This window comes from Glutamicibacter sp. TV12E (genome assembly GCF_052441935.1).
Lineage (GTDB): Bacteria > Actinomycetota > Actinomycetes > Actinomycetales > Micrococcaceae > Glutamicibacter.
This window is the reverse complement of record NZ_JBQVVF010000001.1, coordinates 1447210-1466103: the sequence shown is the minus strand read 5'-3', so window position 1 is coordinate 1466103 and position 18894 is coordinate 1447210. Positions and strand designations below refer to the sequence as shown.

Below are 18894 nucleotides of genomic sequence, written 5' to 3'. Positions count from 1 at the left end.
GATTGGCTAGGAGCGGGCCTGTTGCAGGTGGGCTGCCGCGGCGGCTTCCAGGTGGGTCAGGTCCGAGGCCACCGTGGCGAAGGTATAGCCTTCGCCCAGGCGCTGCTGGGCCAGCTCGCCGTTGGCATTGTGGATTCCGGCGGCAATGCCGGCTTCCTGCGCGGCCGCGCTGACCCGCTTGAGCGCAGCTTCGAATTCCTCCTTGATCGCCGGATCCCCGGGGAACGCGGCGCCGATGGCCAAGGCCAGGTCGCTTGGCCCGACGTACAGTCCGTCCAGGCCTTCCACGGCGGCGATTTCTTCCACGTTTTCCAGTCCGCCGGGGGTCTCGATCATGGCGAAGACCATGGTGGTGGCATCAGATTCCGCGGGTACCGGGCCCACGCGCAGGGCAGAACGCATCGGACCGTAGGAGCGGATGCCGTGGGGCGGGTACTTGGCAGCCTTCACCGCGTTGGCGGCGTCTTGCGCGTCATTGACCAGTGGCACGATGACAGCCACCGCGCCCGCATCCAGTGCCTTGCCGATGGCGGTGGCGCTGTTGGCTTCCACGCGGACCACTCCGGCGGCCTGGCCGGAGGCATCGATGGCCATCAGCCCGGTGAGCATGCCGTTGTAGCCGATCAGCCCGTGCTGCGCATCGAGGGCGACATAGTCATAGCCCAGGCGTGCGATGCGCTCGGTGGAGACCGGCGAATCGAGCACCACCCAGTACCCGACAGCCGGCTCGCGGTCTCGGATTTTGCGGGCGAATTCGGTGGCAACTGCTGAAGTCATGGTGTTGGTATCTCTTTCGTGATTAGCGGTTGTAGGCAGGCATGGGGCCGTGCAATGAGGCCGTGGCCGCAGCGGCGGCTTCAGCCAGCGCCTGGTCCAAAGGCCCGTTGGCGATGGCGGCAATATTGGATTTCAGCTGGCTTGCATTGGATCCGCCCAGCAGCAACGAGTCAACGCCCTGGTGGTAGGCCAGCCAGCGCAGGGACAGTTCGATCAGGCTGATGCCAGCGTCCTTGGCCAGCGCACTGAGCGCTTCAATGCCCTTGAAGAGGTCTTCGTCCCAGTAGCGCTCGGTGTACATGCTGGCCAAGCGGGAGCTGCCGAAGCGCCCTTCCTGCGGCTGCTGAGCGAAGCTATGGCGCCCGGTGAGCAGTCCGCCGCCAAGCGGGTTGTAGACCATGGTCTGCACCCCGCTGGCTTGGGCGAAAGGCAGGTACTCGGTTTCAATGCGCCGCGCTACCAGGTTGTACAGCTGCTGGGCCACCACCGGTTGCGGTGCTCCAACTGACTCGGCCACATGGCTGGCCTGCGCAATCTGCCAGGCGGCAAAGTTGGAGACTCCCAGGGACAGGATCTTGCCTTCCTGGTAAAGCTTCGCGACTTCGCCCAGGGTAGCCTCCAGCGAGGTGGCGTAATCAGGCTGGTGCAGGTAGAACAGGTCCAGCCGGTCGGTGTTCAAGCGCCGCAAGGAGGACTCGACGCTTCGGCGCAACGCCGCCGGGGACAGCGGAGAATCTTTTCCGGCATCGGCGTGGGGCATGCCCGCCTTGGAGGCCAGGAATACCGAGTCGCGCTTGCCTTCCAGCAAGGTGGCCAGCAGTTCTTCGGTGGCTCCTCCGACGTAGGCGTTGGCGGTATCAATGTGCGTGATTCCTGCTTCCAGTGCCGTATTGAGCATTTGCTCGCTGGCCTGGGCGTCCGCGGTGTCTGCGAAGGTCATGGTTCCGAGAACCAGGGCCGCCGGGGTGTTGTTAGCCATCGTCTTTGCTTCCTTGATAGTTATCTTGCTGTTTTAGCTGGTGAGCCCAGCCAGGATGTGGCGTGGCTTCACGCCTTCCATGTGGCTCGGGTCAAGTGCTGCACGGCGCAGCTTGCGGGTGTATTGCTCTGCCGGCGAGGTGAGCACCTGTTCGGTGCTGCCCAGTTCGACGAGCTTTCCCTTCTGCATCACCATGACCTGCTGGCTGATTTCCTGCACCACGCCCAGGTTGTGCGAGATGAACACGTAGGAAATACCGGTGTCTTCCTGGATCTCGGCCAGCAGATTGAGCACCTGCGCCTGCACCGAGACGTCCAGTGCGCTGGTGGCCTCGTCACAGACCAGGAGTTCTGGCTTGGAGGCCAAAGCCCGGGCAATGCCGATGCGCTGGCGCTGTCCGCCAGAAAATTCATTCGCCCGCTTATGCAACGCCCCTTCGGGCAAGCCCACCCGGTCCAGCAAGCGCAGGGCTTCCTTGCGGCGTGCTGCAGGGGTCCCGGTTTTCTGGATCTTCAACGGTTCGGTGATGATTTGTTCCGCGCTCTGGCTCGGGTCAAGCGAGCCGTAGGGATCCTGGAAGACCATCTGGAATTTGCGCCGCAACGGGCGCAGCTGCTTTTCGTTCAGCGGTACCAGGTCGGTTCCGTCCAGCAGGATCTGCCCCTTGGCGGGCTTGAGCAGGCGCATGATGGATTTTGCGATGGTCGACTTGCCGCATCCTGATTCGCCGACCACGGCCAAGGTAGTGCCGCGTTCAAGGTCAAAGGAGACATCGTCGACCGCCCGGAAGATTCCATTGCGCGTGCTGTATTCGATGCTGAGATTCTTCACCGAGAGGAACGGTGCTGGCTGGTTCATGATGCTCCCTCTGCTTCCATCGTTGTTTCATCCCAGGTTCCCAGCCGGGGCACTGCGGCAAGCAGCTTGCGGGTGTACTCCTGCACTGGCGCATCGACAATTTGCGCCGCCGGGCCGGACTCGACAAACTTCCCCGACTTCATCACATGGATTGTGTCGGAAACTAGCCGTGCCACACCAATATCGTGCGTAATCATCAAGATTGAAATCCCGCGTCGTTGCTGCAGTTCCAACAGCAAGTCGAGGATGCCGGCCTGCACGGTGACGTCTAACGCGCTGGTCGGTTCATCAGCCACCAACAGCTCGGGTTCGCTGGCTAGCGCGATAGCGATGAGCACTCGCTGCAGCATGCCGCCCGAGAGCTGGTGCGGGAACTTCTTCAGCTGCTCTTCAACCAATGGGATGCGTACCTGCTCGAGCAGTTCAACGGCTTTCTCCTGAAGCTCGTGCTTTCCCGTGATCCGTCCGGCGACCTTGATCGCTTCGCGCAATTGCGCACCGATGGTAGCTACCGGATTCAGCGCCGTCATGGGATCCTGCGGAATCAGGGCCAAGCCTCGCCCGCGGAACTTGGCGATGGCTTTTGGATTGGCCAGCACATCTTCGCCCTTGATGCTTACCTGGCCGGACAGTGCTGCCAAGCCTCGGGGCAGCAGCTGAAGCAGTCCCATCGCGGTAGTGGATTTGCCGGAACCGGATTCGCCAATGATGGTGACGGTTTCGCCATGGCCGATGCGGAAGCTGACGTTGTCTACCGCTTTGAATACGCCATTGTCGGTCATCAGTTCAACACTGAAGTTGCTGGCTTCCAGTACTGCGGTGTTTTGCTCACTCATCACTGGCCTTCTTTCTTGGAAGTGCGGCGGAGGTTTCCATCGCGCAGGGCATCGCCCAGCAGGTTGACCCCGACCACCAGGACGACGATGAACAGGCCTGGCAGTGTCACCATCCACCATGAGGTGGTGATGTAGTCCTGGCCATCAGAGATCAGCCGGCCCCAGGTGGAGAAGGGGCGCTGCGGCCCGGCGCCGAGGAAGGACAAGGCACTCTCCAGCAGCACTGCCTGCGCCAGCAGCAGCAGGATGACCAGGCTGGCCTGCTTGAAGACATTGGGGATCACGTGCTTGGCGAGGATTTCCAGTTTGCGAAGACCCAGGGTCTTGGCGGCATCAACATACGGCTTCTCGCGCTCGACCAGGACGAGGGACCGGGTCAGCCGGGCAACTTCAGGCCACTGCGCAATGGCGATCACACCGGTGATCACTGGAATCGATGGGCCGAAGAGGGCCACCACCAACAGCAGCATCATCAGCAGGGGCAAAGACAACTGGGCTTCAAGGACCCGGGAGATGATCACGTCGGCCCACTTGCCGTAGAACCCGGCGATGGATCCAAGGACCACGCCCACGGCGCCCGATACGACGACCGCCAGCACACCGATCATCAGCGAAGTCTGGCCGCCGAACAGGACGCGGGAGAGCAGATCGCGTCCCAGCTGGTCGGTGCCGAAGAGGTGTCCGTCCACCAGGGGAGCCAGGCGCCGCGCACCCAGATCCTGCATATTCGGGTCGGCGATGGGCAGGAAGTTCGCCAGGGCGATCGGCAGGACGACCAGCAAGGTGAGGATGGTCCCGAGCCATAGCTTGATGCGGGTCGAACGGGCCCGCCGGGCGGCTGCCGACTTCTTCAGCATCTCCTTGGTGACGGCCGACCGGGCTGCCGGCTGCGGGGTATGCGTGGGGTTTTGGATTGTTGCGCTCATGCCGACGCTGCCTTTCCGAGGCGGACCCGTGGGTCCAACAGTGGGTAGGCCAGGTCGATCAGCAGCTGGACAGCGACGGCCAGCAGGGCGGTGATCAGCACAGTGGCCTGGATCAGGGGGTAATCTCGGGTTTCCAGGGCCCGGACGATCAGCGAACCCACGCCGGGCCAGCCGAAGACGACTTCGACTACCACCACGCCGTTGAGCATGGCCGCGAAGCGGGTACCCAGTGCGGTGAAGACGGGGATTCCGGCATTGCCCAGTGCGTAGCGCCAGGTCAGTACGCGCTCGCTCACACCGCGGGATCGGGCGATGGTGAGGTAGGGGGCGTTGAAATTTGTGACCATCTCGCGCTTGACCATGCGTGAAACCAGGGCGATCTGCAAAATCGCAACCGTGATGGTGGGCAGTACCAGGCCACCCCAGGTCGTGAAGCCGGACGCCGGGAACAGCGGGATGAGCACCGAGAATCCAGTCAGCAGCATGATGCCGGTCCAGAAGTCGGGCATGGACTGCCCGGCGATGGTCACAACGTTCACGCCCAGTTCGGCGTCGGTGTCGGAACGGCGGGCCATCCACATTCCCAGCGGGATGGCGACCAGTGCGGCCAGCAGAATGGAGCTGGTAGCCAGGGTCAGGGTATAGGGCAGTCGGTCCATGACTACCTGCACGGCCGGTGCCTGGAAGGAGTATGACTGGCCGAGGTGCCCGGTGAAGAGCTGCCCGATGAAGATCACGTACTGCTGCAAGAGCGGCTTGTCGAGGCCGAATTGCTCGCGGACAGCGGCCAGCTGTTCGCTGGTGGCCAGGGGCCCGGCAAACGAGGCAGCCGGGTCGCCCGGTGCCATGCGGATGAGCAGGAAGACGACGGATACGGTAAGGAATACCGTGAGCAGTCCCTGTCCGATGCGCTTGGGAAGATAGGTCAGCATGGCTTAGCTCTCCAATCCCACACGGGCCAGCGGGTAGGCGTTGGCGGCGGATAGTTCCAGGTTTTGCACGCGGTTGCGGCGGGCAAGAATTGATTTGGGGGTAAAGGCCCAGGCACAGGGCCACGAGTCCCAGACTGCTTGCTGGGCGACCTTGAGGTATGCGGTGCGCTTGGCTTCATCGACTTCAGAGGCCGCGCGGGCGATTTTGCGTTCGACATCGCTGTTGACGTAGCCCTGGTAGGTGTCGCGGGTCTTTTCCTTTTCCGCGGTGCCGGCGTACATGCCCTGCAGCATCGTGATGGCCAGACCTGTGGGGCTGGAGAAACCGTTGCCGAGCAGGTCCCAGTCGCCTTCCTTGCCTTGGCGCCACTGCAGGATATTGCCGCCGGGTTCAAACTGCTGGAGCTCGGTTTTCACTCCGATATCCCCCATCATCTGCACCAGAGCCTCCATGATGGCGGTATCCGAGGGGAATTCGCCGGTCTCCCAGATGATCTTGAGCTTCAGATTCTCCGCTCCGAGATCCGAGAGCAGCGACTTGGCTTTACCCGGGTCATACACATAATCACCGGTCTTGGCATATCCGGACAGGCTTGTCGGGGTCACGCCCTGCGCTTGTTCCACAGTGTCGATCAGGACATCGTGCACCAGGGCCTTGCCGTCGATGGCGAAGGACAGGGCCTGGCGGACTTTGGGATCGGCGAGCGGATGGGACTTCGGCTTGCGGAAGTTGTAGAAGATCTGGTTCAAGCGCAGCGAGGAGGCCGTGTCGATGGTGACGCCGGGCAGGCCCTGGAGCTGTTCCATGGAATTGGGCGAGATGGAATCGATGACATCTACTTCGCCACTGCGCAAGGCGATCACGCGGGAGGATTCTTCGGGCAGGAAGCGGACGTTGACCTGCCGGATTGGTGCCGGTTCGCCCCAGTACTTCTCATTGCGCACCAGCGTGTAGGTCCCGGCGCCGCGGTCATAGGACTGGACAACGTAGGGCCCGGTGCCCACACCGGTCTGTAGCTCTTCTGCCTTGTTATCCTCGGCAGGAGAAATCAGGATGAGCGCCATGAGCGCATCCAGGATCGGGATGGGCCCCTTGGAGTCCAAATGGAACGTCCGCTCATCCACTTCGGTCACTGTGGGGAATTCGGGGAAGAAGCTGGCGACGAAGGAGCCTTGCACCTTGGCGTACATTTCCAGGGCGGTGGCCACATCCTGCGGCTTGACCGGGCGCCCGTCCGAGTAGGTGATCCCTTCGCGGAGCTTGACGGTCCAACGAGTCGGGGATGCCATCACCATGGATTCGGCGAGCATCGGAATCGGGGCAATATCCGGGCCGATGGCGGTCAGGCCCTCGCGGACCGAACGCTGCACGGTGACGGCCGCATCGAACTGGTTCAGCTTGTTATCCAGTGAAACCAGGGAACGGTTCAGAGCCAGGGTCAGCGTGTCCTTTCCCGGCAATCCGGTGGGTCCTGCGCACGCGGTGGCGCTCATCCCCACTGCCGCAAAGAGCCCAGCGGCTCCGGCCAGCTTCAACAGCTGGCGCCGCGACACCCCAGGGGCTGAGAATCGTGCGGTCATCTTCGACCTCCCAATCGATGTTCTGGAGCGCTTTGCCCCATTGTTTGAAGGGCCGTCCACTCGCTGTGATGTGTATCGCAATGTCACTTTGTCACGATTGCGCGAAATGCGCAATAGGCATAGCGCATTTCGCGCAACTGTGCCATGATGGCTCCAGAAGCACGCGGATCTCCGGAGCTACCCGGAACTGCATTCAAGGAGGTGACAAGCACTCAAATGGCCAAGAAGCACCAGGAATTCCTGATTCTCGCCGACGATTTTTCCGGCTCCTGCGAAGTATCTTTGCCGTGGAGCGATCATGGATTTCCGACTCGGATTTCCCTCGGCTCCGCCCCAGGATCTCCAAGCGGCGCAAGCCGCGTCACCGTTATGGACACCGATAGCAGGTACCTGGAACCGGCAGACGCCCACCGGCGCATCCAGAAGCTGGTCCAGGGGCTGCCGCAAGGCACCATGATCTTCAAGAAGATCGATTCGCTGTGGCGCGGCAATCTCAATGCGGAGCTCGGCGCCCTGACCGATGCCGGCTACCGGCTCATTATTGCTGGCGCGCTGCCCCATATGGAACGAAGTGTCAAAAATGGCCGACCGCTGGTTGCCGGCCGGCCCTTGTCATCCACGGATGCCTGGCAAGTAGAAGCCGCGAAGGCCCCAGAAACCGTCACGGAGCTTCTCGGCGACCTCGACACAGCTACAGCGAGCTTGTCCGACGGGAAACCGCTCCAAGACCAGCTGGCCGCCGCGGCGAATTCCGCGTCAGCGCTCATCGTGGACTGCGCGACCGAGGACGACCTGCTGGGCATTGCCGATGCCTGGCTCACCTTGCGCACCACCAATCCGCAGCAATTCCAGCGCAGTATCCTGGTGGGCACCGGCGCGTTGAACACGCAGCTGGTCAGCACCTTGTCCCGGCGCTCGGCACCACCCCAGGGCATGACCCTGCAAGCTCCTGCCCCGCCGGGCGGGCCAGCGCGCTGCATCCTCGGCGTCATCGGTTCCGCCTCCAGCCCCTCCGGGCAGCAGCTAGAACTTGCCCGGAAGGCCGGAATTCCCTGCAGCGAAACCATCAATGAATTGCCTTCGCCCACGCCGGGAGCCCCGGTGATTCTGCGCGCAACGCGCAGCGGGACCGATCCAACCGCGGTGCTCCGGCAGCTGAGGAAACAGGCAACAGGTTTCCTGGCCAAGCACCCCGGGGCGGACCTTTTCCTCACGGGAGGAGAAACTGCCCGAGCCGTCCTCGATGACCTCGGCGTCACCTCCCTGGCTCCGCTGAAACAACTGGAGCCCGGAGTTGTCATTTGCCAGGCCCCCGATGGACGGCTGATTGGAACCAAACCCGGCTCCTTCGGCAGCCCCAGCATCCTCACTACAGCATTAACCACCCTGCGCGAGCTACGCGCCCCTCTATCACAGGAGCCAGAATCCATGAGCACAACCACCCTGGACACCCGCCCTCTTATCGCCGTCACCATGGGTGACGGTTCAGGCGTCGGCCCCGAAGTCACCGTCGGAGCCCTGCTGGATGCTAATGCCTACAAGATCAGCCGCCCCATCGTCATTGGCGACTGCCACCGGCTTTCGCTCGGTGCCGCCGCCCTGGGCCTGAAGGCCGAGATCGTGGAGATCTCCGAAGTCGCGCAAGCCCAGTTTGCCCCCGGACGCATCAATGTCATCGACCCCCACCTGCTGTCTGAGGACCTCGAATGGGGCAAGATTTCCAGCGAAGCCGGCAATGCCGCCTACCACTACATCCGCATCGCCTGCGAGCTGGCCATGCGCGGCGAAGTCCACGGCATCTGCACTGCTCCACTGAACAAGGCGGCACTGCATGAAGCCGGCCATATCTATCCCGGGCACACCGAATTGCTCGCCCACTTCATGGGCGTCGAGGAGGTATCGATGATGCTTTCCACTCCCAAGGTCAAGGTCATCCACGTGACCACGCATATCGGCCTGATCGATGCGATCAAGAAAATCGAACCCGGTCTGGTCGAGCGCACTGTCCGCCGCGGACATGAAGCCTTGGTCCGCGCCGGCAATCCGAATCCCAAGATCGGCGTCTGCGCCATCAATCCGCACGCCGGCGAGAATGGCCTGTTCGGCTACGGCGAAGAGGAAGAAAAGATCACCCCCGCACTTGAGAAGCTGCAGGCCGACGGGGTCAACGCCATTGGCCCGCTGCCCGCCGATACCGCCTTCTTCCTGGCAGGCCGGGGCGATTACGACCTCATAGTCGCCATGTACCACGACCAGGGCCACGGCCCTGTGAAGGTTCTCGGCATTGAAGCCGGCGTGAACATCACCGTGGGTCTGCCAGTCATCCGCACCTCAGTGGACCACGGCACCGCATTTGATATCGCAGGCAAGGGAATTGTGGAGGTGGGAAGCATGATCGAGGCACTGGCGCAATCGGTGAACTTGGCATCGGTCCCGGTCAAGTAAGCGAACCGGAGCAATGCCGATACACTCGGCGTAGTAGATTCACCGACTCAGGAGGGGAAGGGTCCCATGTCAACCAGTGCCAAGGTGCGCCAAGGGCAAATCCTCGAACTGGCCAATACCAGCGGCCTGGCCAGTGTCGAGGAACTTTCCGAACGCTTCGGTGTCACTGCTTCCACGATCCGGCGCGACCTCTCGCGGCTGACCGGCGAAGGGAAGATCGCGCGCACCTACGGAGGCGCGATGCCCTTGACCGCCCCGGTGATCGAGTCCACGTTCCGCCAGCGGAACATGGAGAACGCCGCCGCCAAAAACGCCATCGGGCGCAAGGCGCGCTCGCTGGTGGCCGAGGGGCAAACCATCCTGCTTGACTCGGGATCAACAGTCGCATCTTTGGCTCATGAACTGCGTGATGCCAGCGACCTCACCGTAGCCACCACCTCTCTGGTGGTGGTGGAGGAACTAGCCGAGGCGGAGTCGGTGCATGTGGAGTGCCTTGGCGGAACTTTGCGGCACCGCAGCGCGGCCTTTGTCGGGCCGCTGGCCGAATACTGCCTGGAGCGGATGAGCTTTGATTCCGTTTTCCTCGGTGCCGACGCGGTCACCCCTGACGCCATCTGCGAAGCGGACCTGGTGCAGACCCGCCTCAAGGAGAAAATGGCTTCGCGGGCACAACGAGTTTTTGTGCTGGCCGACAGCTCCAAGCTCAATCAGCACCCCTTCCACGCGTGGGCCAAATTGCCCGATGGCTGGACGCTGATCACGGACGCGCAGGCCAGCACGGGCCAGCTCGCGCCGTTCAAGAAGGCCAACGTAGAGATCATCGTCGCGGGCTGATCCCGCACTAGCTGCAACGCACCCCCAAAGCAACCTACTATTTGCAGCACCCTATGCTTGCCCTGCCGTTGCATCGCGCGCCGCGTGATGCAACGGCATTTTGCTCTACTGGCACAGTCCGTCACGTCGCTCTGCAGGTCGCCCCAAAATTCTTTTCGCCCGTAACAGCGAGAAGGCATAAGCAGTACTTCAAGGAACTGAATATCTTGTTCAATCTCTAAAATCAGTGGTTCTGATGTTGGACACCTACCTTTTTATAAGGAGCCAAGCTTTGAAAATCTTGGCCCACAGTCCTGAAATCAATGCAAATTAAGTATTCCTACAATGCCTTGCATCTTATGTACGTAGACTTCAAATGTGATGCAGATTATGGTTTTTCCATAGCCGGATGACGATGGATCCGGACCGAGTGACCGGGAGCGAAACGCGCGGCACGACGAGATGCAGGAATGACTATGAACATACAAGCTGAATGGATGCGTGGAGGAACCAGCAAGTGCTGGGTCTTCGAATCCGAGCACCTGGAAGAAACTGGTGCCAACCTCGATGAATTGCTGCCGAAAGTATTCGGCAGCCCTGATTCGCGCCAGATCGACGGCGTCGGCGGAGCAACCTCGACCACCAGCAAGGCAGTCATCCTGCACCGTTCCGAAGACGCCGAAATTGACGTGGAATTCACCTTCGCCCAGGTAGGCATCGAAGAAGCCACCGTCGATTGGGGAAGCAACTGCGGCAACTGCTCGGCAGTTGTCGGACTCTACGCCATCGAGCAGGGATGGATCACGCCCTCCGGCGACATCACCCGGGTCATCACGCGCAATACGAATACCGGCCAGATCATCATCCAGCGTGTTGATACGCCCAATGGAGCACTACCCATCGTTCCCCAAGCCCAGATGCCAGGCGTCGCACGCGCCGGCTACAAGGTCGGGCTCGGCTTCCGCGACCCGGCAGGCAAGACCACCGGCAGCTTCCTGCCCACCGGGAATCCCTCGGACACCCTGGTTGCCGCAGGCCGCGCATGGACAGCATCCTTGCTGGATGCCGGAGCTCCGGTCGTCGTATTGCGGGCGGAAGAACTCGGCCTTGACACCGCCAACTATGATTCATGGATGGCTGCCATCGACCCGCAACTCGCCGCTTTGGATCAGGTGCGCCGCGAAGCCGCGGTGCGCATGGGTTTGGCCGCCACCCCCGGGCAGGCCGCCCGGGCCATCCCCAAGCTCGCCATTGCCGCGGCGCCACAGGATAAGGACAGCGATGCGAGCGTCATGATGCTTTCCATGGGCAAGCCCCACCCGGCGCTGGCGATTACCGGAAGCGTCGCGCTCACCCTCGGTGCCCAGGCACCGGGCACGGTGCTGGGCGAAATCACCGGTGGCGCTCCCCGCCCCACGCTGCGCCTGCGCACTCCCGCCGGAGTGATCGAGACCTGGAGCGAAGAACGCGAGGGCTCCATGTACGTCGGAGTGGATCGCACCGCCCGCTCCATCGCCAGTTCCACTATCCACCTCCCGGAGTCCCTCGGCAGCGTTGCCGGGACCGACCTAGCAAGCGCCAGCCGCTGAGGAGAGCGACCATGACTAATACAGGGTTCAAAGCTGCACCCCCAGCCGGACAAGAAAACCTCGACGTCGATACGGTGGACCCGCGCCGCCAGAACCGGCGCTCCAAGCGCAACCTGCTCATCGTTGCCGCGCTCGCCTTCATAGCGGTGCTCATCGCCGTAGTGGCAGGGCCGGCGCTATCCAGCGCCGAGCCTTCGGGCACCGGAGCCTCGCTGAGCACCGAACAGGTCATCCCCCTGGTCGTGCTGGTCTTGATGTTCATCATCGCGACCAAGTGGCCGGTCAACATCGGCGTGATGGGCCTGGTCGCCTCCTTCGGCATCGGCTACTTCATGCTGGGCATGGATGACAAGGAGATCCTCGCGGACTTCCCTGCCAGCATCGTGCTGACCATCATCGGCGTCACCTACTTCTTCTCGATGGCGCAGCACAACGGCACCATCGATATCATCGTGCGCAACTGCGTGCGCATGGTTCGCGGCAAGACCATGCTGCTCCCCTGGGTCTTCTTCCTGGTCGCCGCGGCACTGACTTCGCTGGGCACCTTCTCCCCTGCAGCCGTCGCCTTGCTGGCACCAGCAGCCATCGGTTTTGCCTACGAGTCGCGCATCCACCCGCTGCTGATGGGCGCCTTCATCATCAATGGCGCCCACGCCGGCGGGTTCTCCCCGCTGTCGGTCTCCGGCGTCCTGGTCCATGACATCGCCATGGAAAACGGCTTCCCGGTATCGGCCAACGCGCTGTTTGCCGCCAGCTTTGCGATCAACCTGATCCTGTCGATCCTGACTGTGATCGTCTTTGCCCTGATGGGCAAGCTGCGCACCGCCGGGGGCGAAGGCTATGCGGAAGTCGAAGAGATCCGCTCCACCCGTCCGCGAGGACAGCAGATCTACACCCTGGTGCTGATCGGCGTCATGCTCTTCTGCGCATTGGTCCTGCGCCTGCCCATCGGCTTTGTCGCCTTGAGCGCAGGCTTGCTGCTGGCCTTGCTGAATATCAAGGAGCAGCAGAAGTTCGTCGCCGGCATCTCCTGGTCCACCGTCTTGCTGGTGGCCGGCATGATCACCTACGTCTCGCTGCTGACCCACATTGGCGTGATCGACACCCTGGCCCATATGGCTTTGGCTCTGGGCGCACCGGTCTTGATCGCTTTGGTGCTGTGCTATGTGATCGGCATTGGATCGGCCTTCGCTTCATCCACCGCATTGCTTGCCGCGTTCATTCCGCTGGCCGGACCGCTGCTGGCCGTCAGCTCGTTGAGCGCCTCGGGCACAGTGGCAGCCATCGCGATCTCGGCGACCGTGGTTGATGTCTCCCCGTTCTCCACCGCCGGCGCCCTGGTCGTGGCCAACGTGAAGGAAAGCGATCGCACCCGCACTTACAAGCAGCTGATGATGTACGCAGGCGCCGTAGTGCTGATTGCACCGGCACTGTCCTGGTTGCTGCTGGTGCCAACCGGCATCATGTAGAAGTTCCAGAACTCAAGGCTGTGGGCGGGATCCGAAATGGATCCCGCCCACATCCTTGAGCTCTAGCCTCGCTTGCCGGTCGCCAGTCCCCACACGATCAACACGATCAGGGAACCTCCGATGGCCAGCAGCCACGTCGACAATGACCAGAACTGGCTAATGCCGACACCGAAAATAGCCGAACCGATCCAACCGCCAAGCAGCGCACCGGCTACGCCCAGCAGGAGCGTTGCCAGCCAGCCCCCGCCCTGCCTTCCCGGCTTGATGGCCTTGGCAATCGCACCGGCAATGAGGCCAAGGATGACCCAACCAATAATTCCCATTTGTTTCTACTCCCCAATGTTGTGGCACGAACAGCCTGCCGCTGATGATTATTTCTTGATGCCCGGGGCCGGCTCAGATGAGCACGGCCTTCTGGGAATCCTGCTTTTCCGGCTTCTGGAAGCTGAATGAAACGTGCTTGCTGGCGAAAGGCGCTCCCAGCACCATTTCGAGATCCGGTATCACTCGGTCATTGACCAGCTCGATACCGCGATTCGCCGGAGCATCGGCGCGCAAGGTGAACCGCGCATAGAGCACAGGTTCGGTGGCGTTTCCACCAATCTGGACATTCGCGTCCACGATTTCTGGTTGCGTCTGCGCAGCGGTCTCTGCGGCCTTGGCTATAACCGAAGTTTCGATCTCGCTCACCCCTTCCGTTCCTGATTGATATCTGAATTTGTGTGCCGATGGGCGGCGTGGAATGGCGGTGATCAACACGGCCAGCGACAGCACCATGCCCGCAATCCCTATCGCCAATCCCAATGGCACTAGGTACTGCTGATCGATCGGCAGGCTGTTGCCAATCTCGCCCTGGCCAAAATCATTGCCTGAAAGACGCCCCCGCCAGACGGAGGCCAGGCCCCAACCGCCGCCGGCCAACAGCACCAGACCGAGGATCACAAGGATGATTCGCTGTCGCACCACATGCGTTTTGAACATTTCAGCTCCCACCTCGCTGTTGCACCGAGACCTTGATCTTGGGAGCGCGTTGCAATGGCAAGCCATCGATCACTCCCTGCACCCGCGCCTGCGCGTTTTCCTGCACGCGCTGGACCGAGTGGGCCGGAGTCTGCACTCTCACGTGCACCAGGGCCGGACTGGTTTTCACCCTTGCCCAGGTGACCGAATCGGTTCGCTCAACTTCATGCCCCACCAAGGTCGATATTCCCCGGCATGAGATTGCTTGTTCCGATCCAGCTGAAGGATCATCGCTGGTGAGCAGGATGCTCTGCCGGCGCCCCGGAATCAGCGCGCTGAGCATCAGCAGCAGGCCGAGCACCGCAAGGACCGCCATGGCGATAACTGCCAGGTTGTCGCTGAAGCGCAGGCCGCGCAGCGCATTAACGCCCTGCTCGGCAATGCCGGGCCAACGCCCGTCGGCCAAACGCAAGATGCAGGACAGCGCCAGGATCATGCTTGCGGCCAACAGGATGGCAAAGCTGATCGCCAGGGTCAAAGTGCGAGCACTGCGAACGTGCCAGAACCTGTTCATCGCAGCCTCCTGTTTCTGGTTCCTTCATCCGGTGCCGACATCCAGCTCACCCGGATATCGGTTTGCACCTGTTCAACGCCAAGGTATGCGCGCAGATCCGCAGCGATCATATTTCTCACGTCTTCGCAGGCTTGCTGGACATTGCTCGGATAGCTCAGGCCGAGATCCAGGTCGATAACCACCATGTTCCCGAGCACCTCGACTTTGGCCTTGGGCCGGCTATCAAAGTCCCGGTACTTGCCCAGTCCCAGGATCCCGCCAGCGGCCGAGCCGACCACCGGAACTTTATAGGCCGCCTGGGCAGCAATTTTTGAATAGACGCCCGTGTTCACCGTGGTGCTTCCACGGTGCGAGGACAGCTTTGCCATCTGCCTCACCGCCGGCGTTTGCTGAACACTTGGCCGAGATCAACCCTGTCCTGCAATAGCCAACCCACTCCCGCGCCGATGATGGTGAAGAACGCCACCACCACAAACTGGGTGAATGAACCGAAGGCAATCAGCAGCCCGGCCAGGCATCCAATAGCCAGCCCCCACTTGACGTGTAACATGTTCTGCTCCTTAGCTGCGGACAGTTATTTCAGGCCGTCACGGGTTTCAGTGTCATCGTCATCGTCTTCTGGCAGGTGCACGTCGGTGACTTCCACGTTCACCTCGATGACTTCCAGGCCGGTGGCGCGCTCAACCTGGGCGATGATGTTCGAGCGGATCTCGTTGGAGACCTCGACGATGGAGAATCCGTAGGAAACGACGATCGACACGTCGATCGCGGTCTGCTGCTCGCCCTTTTCAACGCTCACTCCGCCAGCGGCGTTGGCCTGGGCACCGGGGATGCGCTCGGCCAGCGAGTTGAAAGTCCGGCGGGCGGCGTTACCCATTGCGTAGACGCCGGATACCTCGCGGGTGGCGATGCTGGCGATCTTCTGGACAACGCGGTCCTCGATGGTCGTCTTGCCCAGTTCGGTGTGTAGCGGACCGCGCAGCTTCTCGCTGGCTTGCGCTTCATTGGCTGACGCCGCCTTGGCCTGGCGCTCCAGCTCTTCGCCGGTTGGCTTGATGATCGGCCCTTGGGAATCTCGTTGCACCATGATGGTCTCCTCAGTCATTGAAGGGATATTTTTTGCCTTACACTCATACAGACGAGAGCTGTAAAGAAATCCTCACACATTTTGAATGTGATCTAGGTCACTCAAGGAGGGTGCTTGGAACCGACCCGGCTGGCTATGCTTGTTGGTCGCTCAATGGAAGGCGACCCCGAAGCATTTGGCGAACTCGTCACAGTGATGACGCCCGGCCTGCGTCAATATTGCAAGACTTTTTTCAGCAGCTGGCACGATGCCGAGGACGCTACCCAGGACGCCTGGATCCGCGCGTGGCAGTCATTGGGCTCGTTGCGCGAACGTGCCGCATTCAAGACCTGGCTCTACCGGATGACCCGAAATATTTGCCTTGATCGCATCCGCCAACGTGCCAACGACCAGCAAACCGTGGATGATGAAGTGCTAGAGCAAACCCCGGTGCCCGACCGGGAACTGCCCGAGAACGTGGCCGTGCAACGTGGTGAAGTTGCCGATGCCTGGCAGATCATCAATGGATTGCCCTCGGCGCTACGCCAGACGTTCGTGCTGGTCGCGCTCCAAGGCATGAGCTACAAGGAAGCTGCCCTGGTCACGAACGTTTCAGAATCAACGGTGCGAGGGCGACTCGCCCGAGCACGCAATGCAATCAGCGAGGCGGTGTCATGACAACCCTCCCCTGCGGACGTACCTCCGAAGACGTCCTGCTGAATCTGGACGAACCCGCCGACCTGCACGAATTGCAGTGCCGCTGGTGCCATGCCGAACGCCAGCGGCTCAAGGACCAGAACGGGTTCATCACCCGATTGCTGCAGACCTCAACCCCCGAGCACGAGCCGGATGCCTTCTCGAAGGGCATCCTTGGGAAAATTGCCAGCCTTGGGCCCCGCCAGCGCATCTGGGATGTGCAGGATCCCGCCACAGGCCTGCCCCAGCGCCTGTCATCCCTCGATCTGATCAAGGCCATCCGCAAGGCGTTCACCGTTTCGACAACCACGCAGTTGAACTACACCGAAATCAAAGCAACCGACGCGATGATCCCGCACCTTCGCTGGAAAATCCAGTGCCATGTGAGCATGGCCGATGACAGCACTGTGAGCACCATCGAGCCACAGATCCTTGGCATCGTTCGCGAGGCCATCAGCCCGCTGATCAGCTGGGACGAAGTAGTCGTCGACCTTGTCATTGAGGATCTTCACGGCCAGGCCATCGAGTCCGTCACGCTGCGCGAAAAGAACTAGCGGAGCGCCTTCTCGCGCAGCGCGACGCTGGGCGGGGTCGTGCCCCGGATGCATTGCCCGCACGAAGCCCGTGCTCAGCTGGGGCATAGGATGCTTGCGTAACGTAGTAGCTACCTCATTGAAGGTGCGAGTGATGATCGTCGAAATCCCCGCCGGCATAGCCGGCGGGGATTTCTCTTTGGCCGCGGCTTCGCAGTTGAACCTAGCTCTGCAGCCAGCTCACTTCACCGGTTTCGAGGTCATAAACGGCCGGCACCACACGGGTGCGCTGCTCTTGGACCGCTTTGCGGATGATCTCCGAGCGTTCCACGAGTTGCTTTGCTACGGCGAGCGCATTGGCTTTTACTACTTCGCTCACCGCAGCGCTGCCGGTTCCCGAGACTTCCTGGCTGCGGGCCACCGGCGCGATCTGCTCTGCGAAGTCATCCATTTCGCCGGGTAGCGCTGGATCCTCGGGGTTTGCCTCCATGGCCTTGAGGGTTCCGGTCACGGCACCGCAGGCGGTGTGCCCGAGGACGACCAAGAGGGGCACCGAGTACGGCGCGGAAACGGCGAATTCCATGCTGCCTACCAGGGTGTCATCCAGAACGGCCCCTGCAGTCCTGGTGACAAAGAGGTCGCCGATCCCCTGGTCGAAGAGCATCTCCGGGGCGACTCGCGAGTCGACGCACCCGTGGATCAGGGCGAAGGGAGTCTGGTGCTCGGCTTGCTCATCGCGCCGATGCGAATCCTGGTTGGGATGCTGCACATTCCCCGCAACGTAACGCTGGTTCCCTTCAGCCAGTGCCTTGAGCACATCATCCGGGGTCTTGGGCACGGCGACGTGGTTGACAGGGGTGGCTTGCACGGACTTGTCGCTCGCGCAGGCGCCGAGTCCTGCGAGCGCCAGCAGGCCAGTCGCACCAGCAATCAGATTTCGGCGGCTGGTCTTGCTGGTGTTGACGACGCTGTCAATGGGGTGCGGCATAGTGCTCTCCGGTCGTAGTTCATGGTCACCCGAATGGGATTAACTCAGATTCATCGGTAAATATCATCATGAAGTCTAATCTTCTGCATTTGATTCATAAACGAAAAGCCAAATATTTCACCACCTCGAACCGACGGCGGCTTAACAACCCATCACAAAAGTGATTGACACCACACTTGTTCTCAGATTTGATAGACACTGTCAATCGATTGATTGAAAACACGAGGTGGTGTCCATTGGAACTGGGTAAAGTACAGCAAGCGGCGGTGACCTGCTTTGCGCGTCGTGGATTCGCCGCCACCGGTATCCGCGAGCTGGGCACCGCGGTGGGCCTGAATTCCGCCACCCTCTACCACTACGTCGGCGGCAAAGAGGAGCTGCTGGTCGGCATCATCAGAAATTGCCTCAAATCCATGATCGACGGCGCCCGCCAGGTTCTTGCCACCAGCACCGACCCCACCCGGAAATTGGCCTTGCTGGTGGCCTTCCATGTCGGATTCACTGCCTCCAATCCCAAGACCTCCCGCGTGGCCGAACATGAAATGCGCGCACTGTCTCCCGGGAACGCGCAGCAAATGCAAGTGCTGCGCGATGACTACGAACGGCTCTTCGCTCAGGTGCTTCTTGACGGATCCGACCGGGGCATTTTCAACACCGTGGATCTTGGCATTGCCCGGTTGGCCATCATGGAAATGGGTACCGGCGCCAACCACTGGTACCGCCGCGATGGAAGGCTTCCGCTGTCCGAGGTGCAGCTGAACTTTGTTTCCCTGGCCATGCGAATGCTCGCTGTCGCCAACGACTCGCCACTGGCCGGCGAAGACCTCCCCGCGCCCCCGATCGTTGCCAGCGAACCCGAACCGAAGGACTGA

Annotated in this window: 21 protein-coding genes; 7 read left to right on the top strand and 14 right to left on the bottom strand. The window is 61.5% G+C overall.

The annotated features are described in order from the left end of the window. Positions 1-6 precede the first annotated feature (6 nt). From ACT7DV_RS06855 to ACT7DV_RS06825, 7 genes are read right to left on the bottom strand one after another with little or no spacing between them, the layout of a single operon-like run. Positions 7-777 carry an HpcH/HpaI aldolase family protein gene (locus ACT7DV_RS06855; protein ID WP_444661487.1) on the bottom strand — a complete coding sequence of 257 codons (771 nt, stop codon included), beginning with the start codon at positions 775-777 and terminating at the stop codon, positions 7-9. A gap of 22 nt (positions 778-799) precedes the next feature. Further along, positions 800-1756 carry an aldo/keto reductase gene (locus tag ACT7DV_RS06850; RefSeq protein WP_444661486.1) on the bottom strand — a complete coding sequence of 319 codons (957 nt, stop codon included), beginning with the start codon at positions 1754-1756 and terminating at the stop codon, positions 800-802. 33 nt (positions 1757-1789) lie between these two features. Then, on the bottom strand, positions 1790-2614 hold the full coding sequence (locus ACT7DV_RS06845; RefSeq protein WP_444661485.1) for an ATP-binding cassette domain-containing protein: 825 nt from the start codon (positions 2612-2614) through the stop codon (positions 1790-1792). After that, positions 2611-3450 (bottom strand): ABC transporter ATP-binding protein, encoded by an 840-nt coding sequence (locus tag ACT7DV_RS06840; protein WP_444661484.1) that lies wholly within the window; start codon positions 3448-3450, stop codon positions 2611-2613. Before ACT7DV_RS06840 ends, ACT7DV_RS06845 begins: the two co-directional genes overlap by 4 nt. After that, positions 3450-4376: an ABC transporter permease gene (locus tag ACT7DV_RS06835; RefSeq protein ID WP_444661483.1), complete on the bottom strand. Its 927-nt coding sequence runs from the start codon at positions 4374-4376 to the stop codon at positions 3450-3452. The genes ACT7DV_RS06840 and ACT7DV_RS06835 overlap by 1 nt, the downstream gene beginning before the upstream one ends. Beyond that, the gene (locus ACT7DV_RS06830) at positions 4373-5308 is read right to left on the bottom strand and encodes an ABC transporter permease (protein ID WP_444661482.1); all 936 of its coding nucleotides are present in this window, start codon (positions 5306-5308) and stop codon (positions 4373-4375) included. The genes ACT7DV_RS06835 and ACT7DV_RS06830 overlap by 4 nt, the downstream gene beginning before the upstream one ends. Positions 5309-5311: 3 nt before the next feature. Beyond that, the gene (locus ACT7DV_RS06825) at positions 5312-6889 is read right to left on the bottom strand and encodes an ABC transporter substrate-binding protein (protein WP_444661481.1); all 1578 of its coding nucleotides are present in this window, start codon (positions 6887-6889) and stop codon (positions 5312-5314) included. Positions 6890-7090: 201 nt separating this feature from the next. On the opposite strand from ACT7DV_RS06825, the gene pdxA reads away from it, so the two are divergent. From pdxA to ACT7DV_RS06805, 4 genes are all read left to right on the top strand, one after another. Continuing rightward, on the top strand, positions 7091-9334 hold the full coding sequence (gene pdxA, locus ACT7DV_RS06820) for a 4-hydroxythreonine-4-phosphate dehydrogenase PdxA (protein WP_444661480.1): 2244 nt from the start codon (positions 7091-7093) through the stop codon (positions 9332-9334). Between the two features lie 66 nt (positions 9335-9400). Beyond that, positions 9401-10168 carry a DeoR/GlpR family DNA-binding transcription regulator gene (locus ACT7DV_RS06815; RefSeq protein ID WP_444661479.1) on the top strand — a complete coding sequence of 256 codons (768 nt, stop codon included), beginning with the start codon at positions 9401-9403 and terminating at the stop codon, positions 10166-10168. A 455-nt stretch (positions 10169-10623) separates the two neighbouring features. Next, positions 10624-11736 carry a PrpF domain-containing protein gene (locus ACT7DV_RS06810; protein WP_444661478.1) on the top strand — a complete coding sequence of 371 codons (1113 nt, stop codon included), beginning with the start codon at positions 10624-10626 and terminating at the stop codon, positions 11734-11736. Positions 11737-11747: 11 nt separating this feature from the next. After that, on the top strand, positions 11748-13205 hold the full coding sequence (locus ACT7DV_RS06805; RefSeq protein ID WP_444661477.1) for an SLC13 family permease: 1458 nt from the start codon (positions 11748-11750) through the stop codon (positions 13203-13205). 62 nt (positions 13206-13267) lie between these two features. Here the strand turns inward: ACT7DV_RS06805 and ACT7DV_RS06800 are convergent, their stop codons facing one another. From ACT7DV_RS06800 to ACT7DV_RS06775, 6 genes are all read right to left on the bottom strand, one after another. Next, the gene (locus ACT7DV_RS06800) at positions 13268-13528 is read right to left on the bottom strand and encodes a GlsB/YeaQ/YmgE family stress response membrane protein (protein WP_444661476.1); all 261 of its coding nucleotides are present in this window, start codon (positions 13526-13528) and stop codon (positions 13268-13270) included. A 73-nt stretch (positions 13529-13601) separates the two neighbouring features. Continuing rightward, a complete protein-coding gene (locus ACT7DV_RS06795) occupies positions 13602-14186 on the bottom strand; it encodes a hypothetical protein (protein ID WP_444661475.1) in 585 nt (194 codons plus the stop codon). A 1-nt stretch (position 14187) separates the two neighbouring features. Then, entirely contained in the window at positions 14188-14739 is a 552-nt protein-coding gene (locus ACT7DV_RS06790; protein WP_444661474.1) for a DUF6286 domain-containing protein, read from the bottom strand. Next, positions 14736-15107, bottom strand: coding sequence for an Asp23/Gls24 family envelope stress response protein (locus tag ACT7DV_RS06785; protein WP_444661473.1), 372 nt, complete (start codon positions 15105-15107; stop codon positions 14736-14738). The genes ACT7DV_RS06790 and ACT7DV_RS06785 overlap by 4 nt, the downstream gene beginning before the upstream one ends. Before the next feature lie 5 nt (positions 15108-15112). Then, complete coding sequence (locus ACT7DV_RS06780; RefSeq protein WP_098945523.1) at positions 15113-15289, bottom strand: hypothetical protein; 177 nt, start codon at positions 15287-15289, stop codon at positions 15113-15115. 24 nt (positions 15290-15313) lie between these two features. Next, complete coding sequence (locus ACT7DV_RS06775) at positions 15314-15844, bottom strand: Asp23/Gls24 family envelope stress response protein (RefSeq protein WP_444661472.1); 531 nt, start codon at positions 15842-15844, stop codon at positions 15314-15316. A 96-nt stretch (positions 15845-15940) separates the two neighbouring features. On the opposite strand from ACT7DV_RS06775, the gene ACT7DV_RS06770 reads away from it, so the two are divergent. Together ACT7DV_RS06770 and ACT7DV_RS06765 are read left to right on the top strand one after the other, a co-directional pair. Next, entirely contained in the window at positions 15941-16483 is a 543-nt protein-coding gene (locus ACT7DV_RS06770) for an RNA polymerase sigma factor (RefSeq protein WP_444661471.1), read from the top strand. Continuing rightward, positions 16480-17055 carry a hypothetical protein gene (locus ACT7DV_RS06765; RefSeq protein ID WP_444661470.1) on the top strand — a complete coding sequence of 192 codons (576 nt, stop codon included), beginning with the start codon at positions 16480-16482 and terminating at the stop codon, positions 17053-17055. Before ACT7DV_RS06770 ends, ACT7DV_RS06765 begins: the two co-directional genes overlap by 4 nt. 202 nt (positions 17056-17257) lie before the next feature. On the opposite strand, the gene ACT7DV_RS06760 is transcribed toward ACT7DV_RS06765, so the two are convergent. Continuing rightward, positions 17258-18022 (bottom strand): carbonic anhydrase, encoded by a 765-nt coding sequence (locus ACT7DV_RS06760; RefSeq protein ID WP_444661469.1) that lies wholly within the window; start codon positions 18020-18022, stop codon positions 17258-17260. A gap of 236 nt (positions 18023-18258) precedes the next feature. Here ACT7DV_RS06760 and ACT7DV_RS06755 point away from each other — a divergent pair, with 236 nt between their 5' ends. Continuing rightward, positions 18259-18894 (top strand): TetR/AcrR family transcriptional regulator, encoded by a 636-nt coding sequence (locus tag ACT7DV_RS06755; protein WP_444661468.1) that lies wholly within the window; start codon positions 18259-18261, stop codon positions 18892-18894.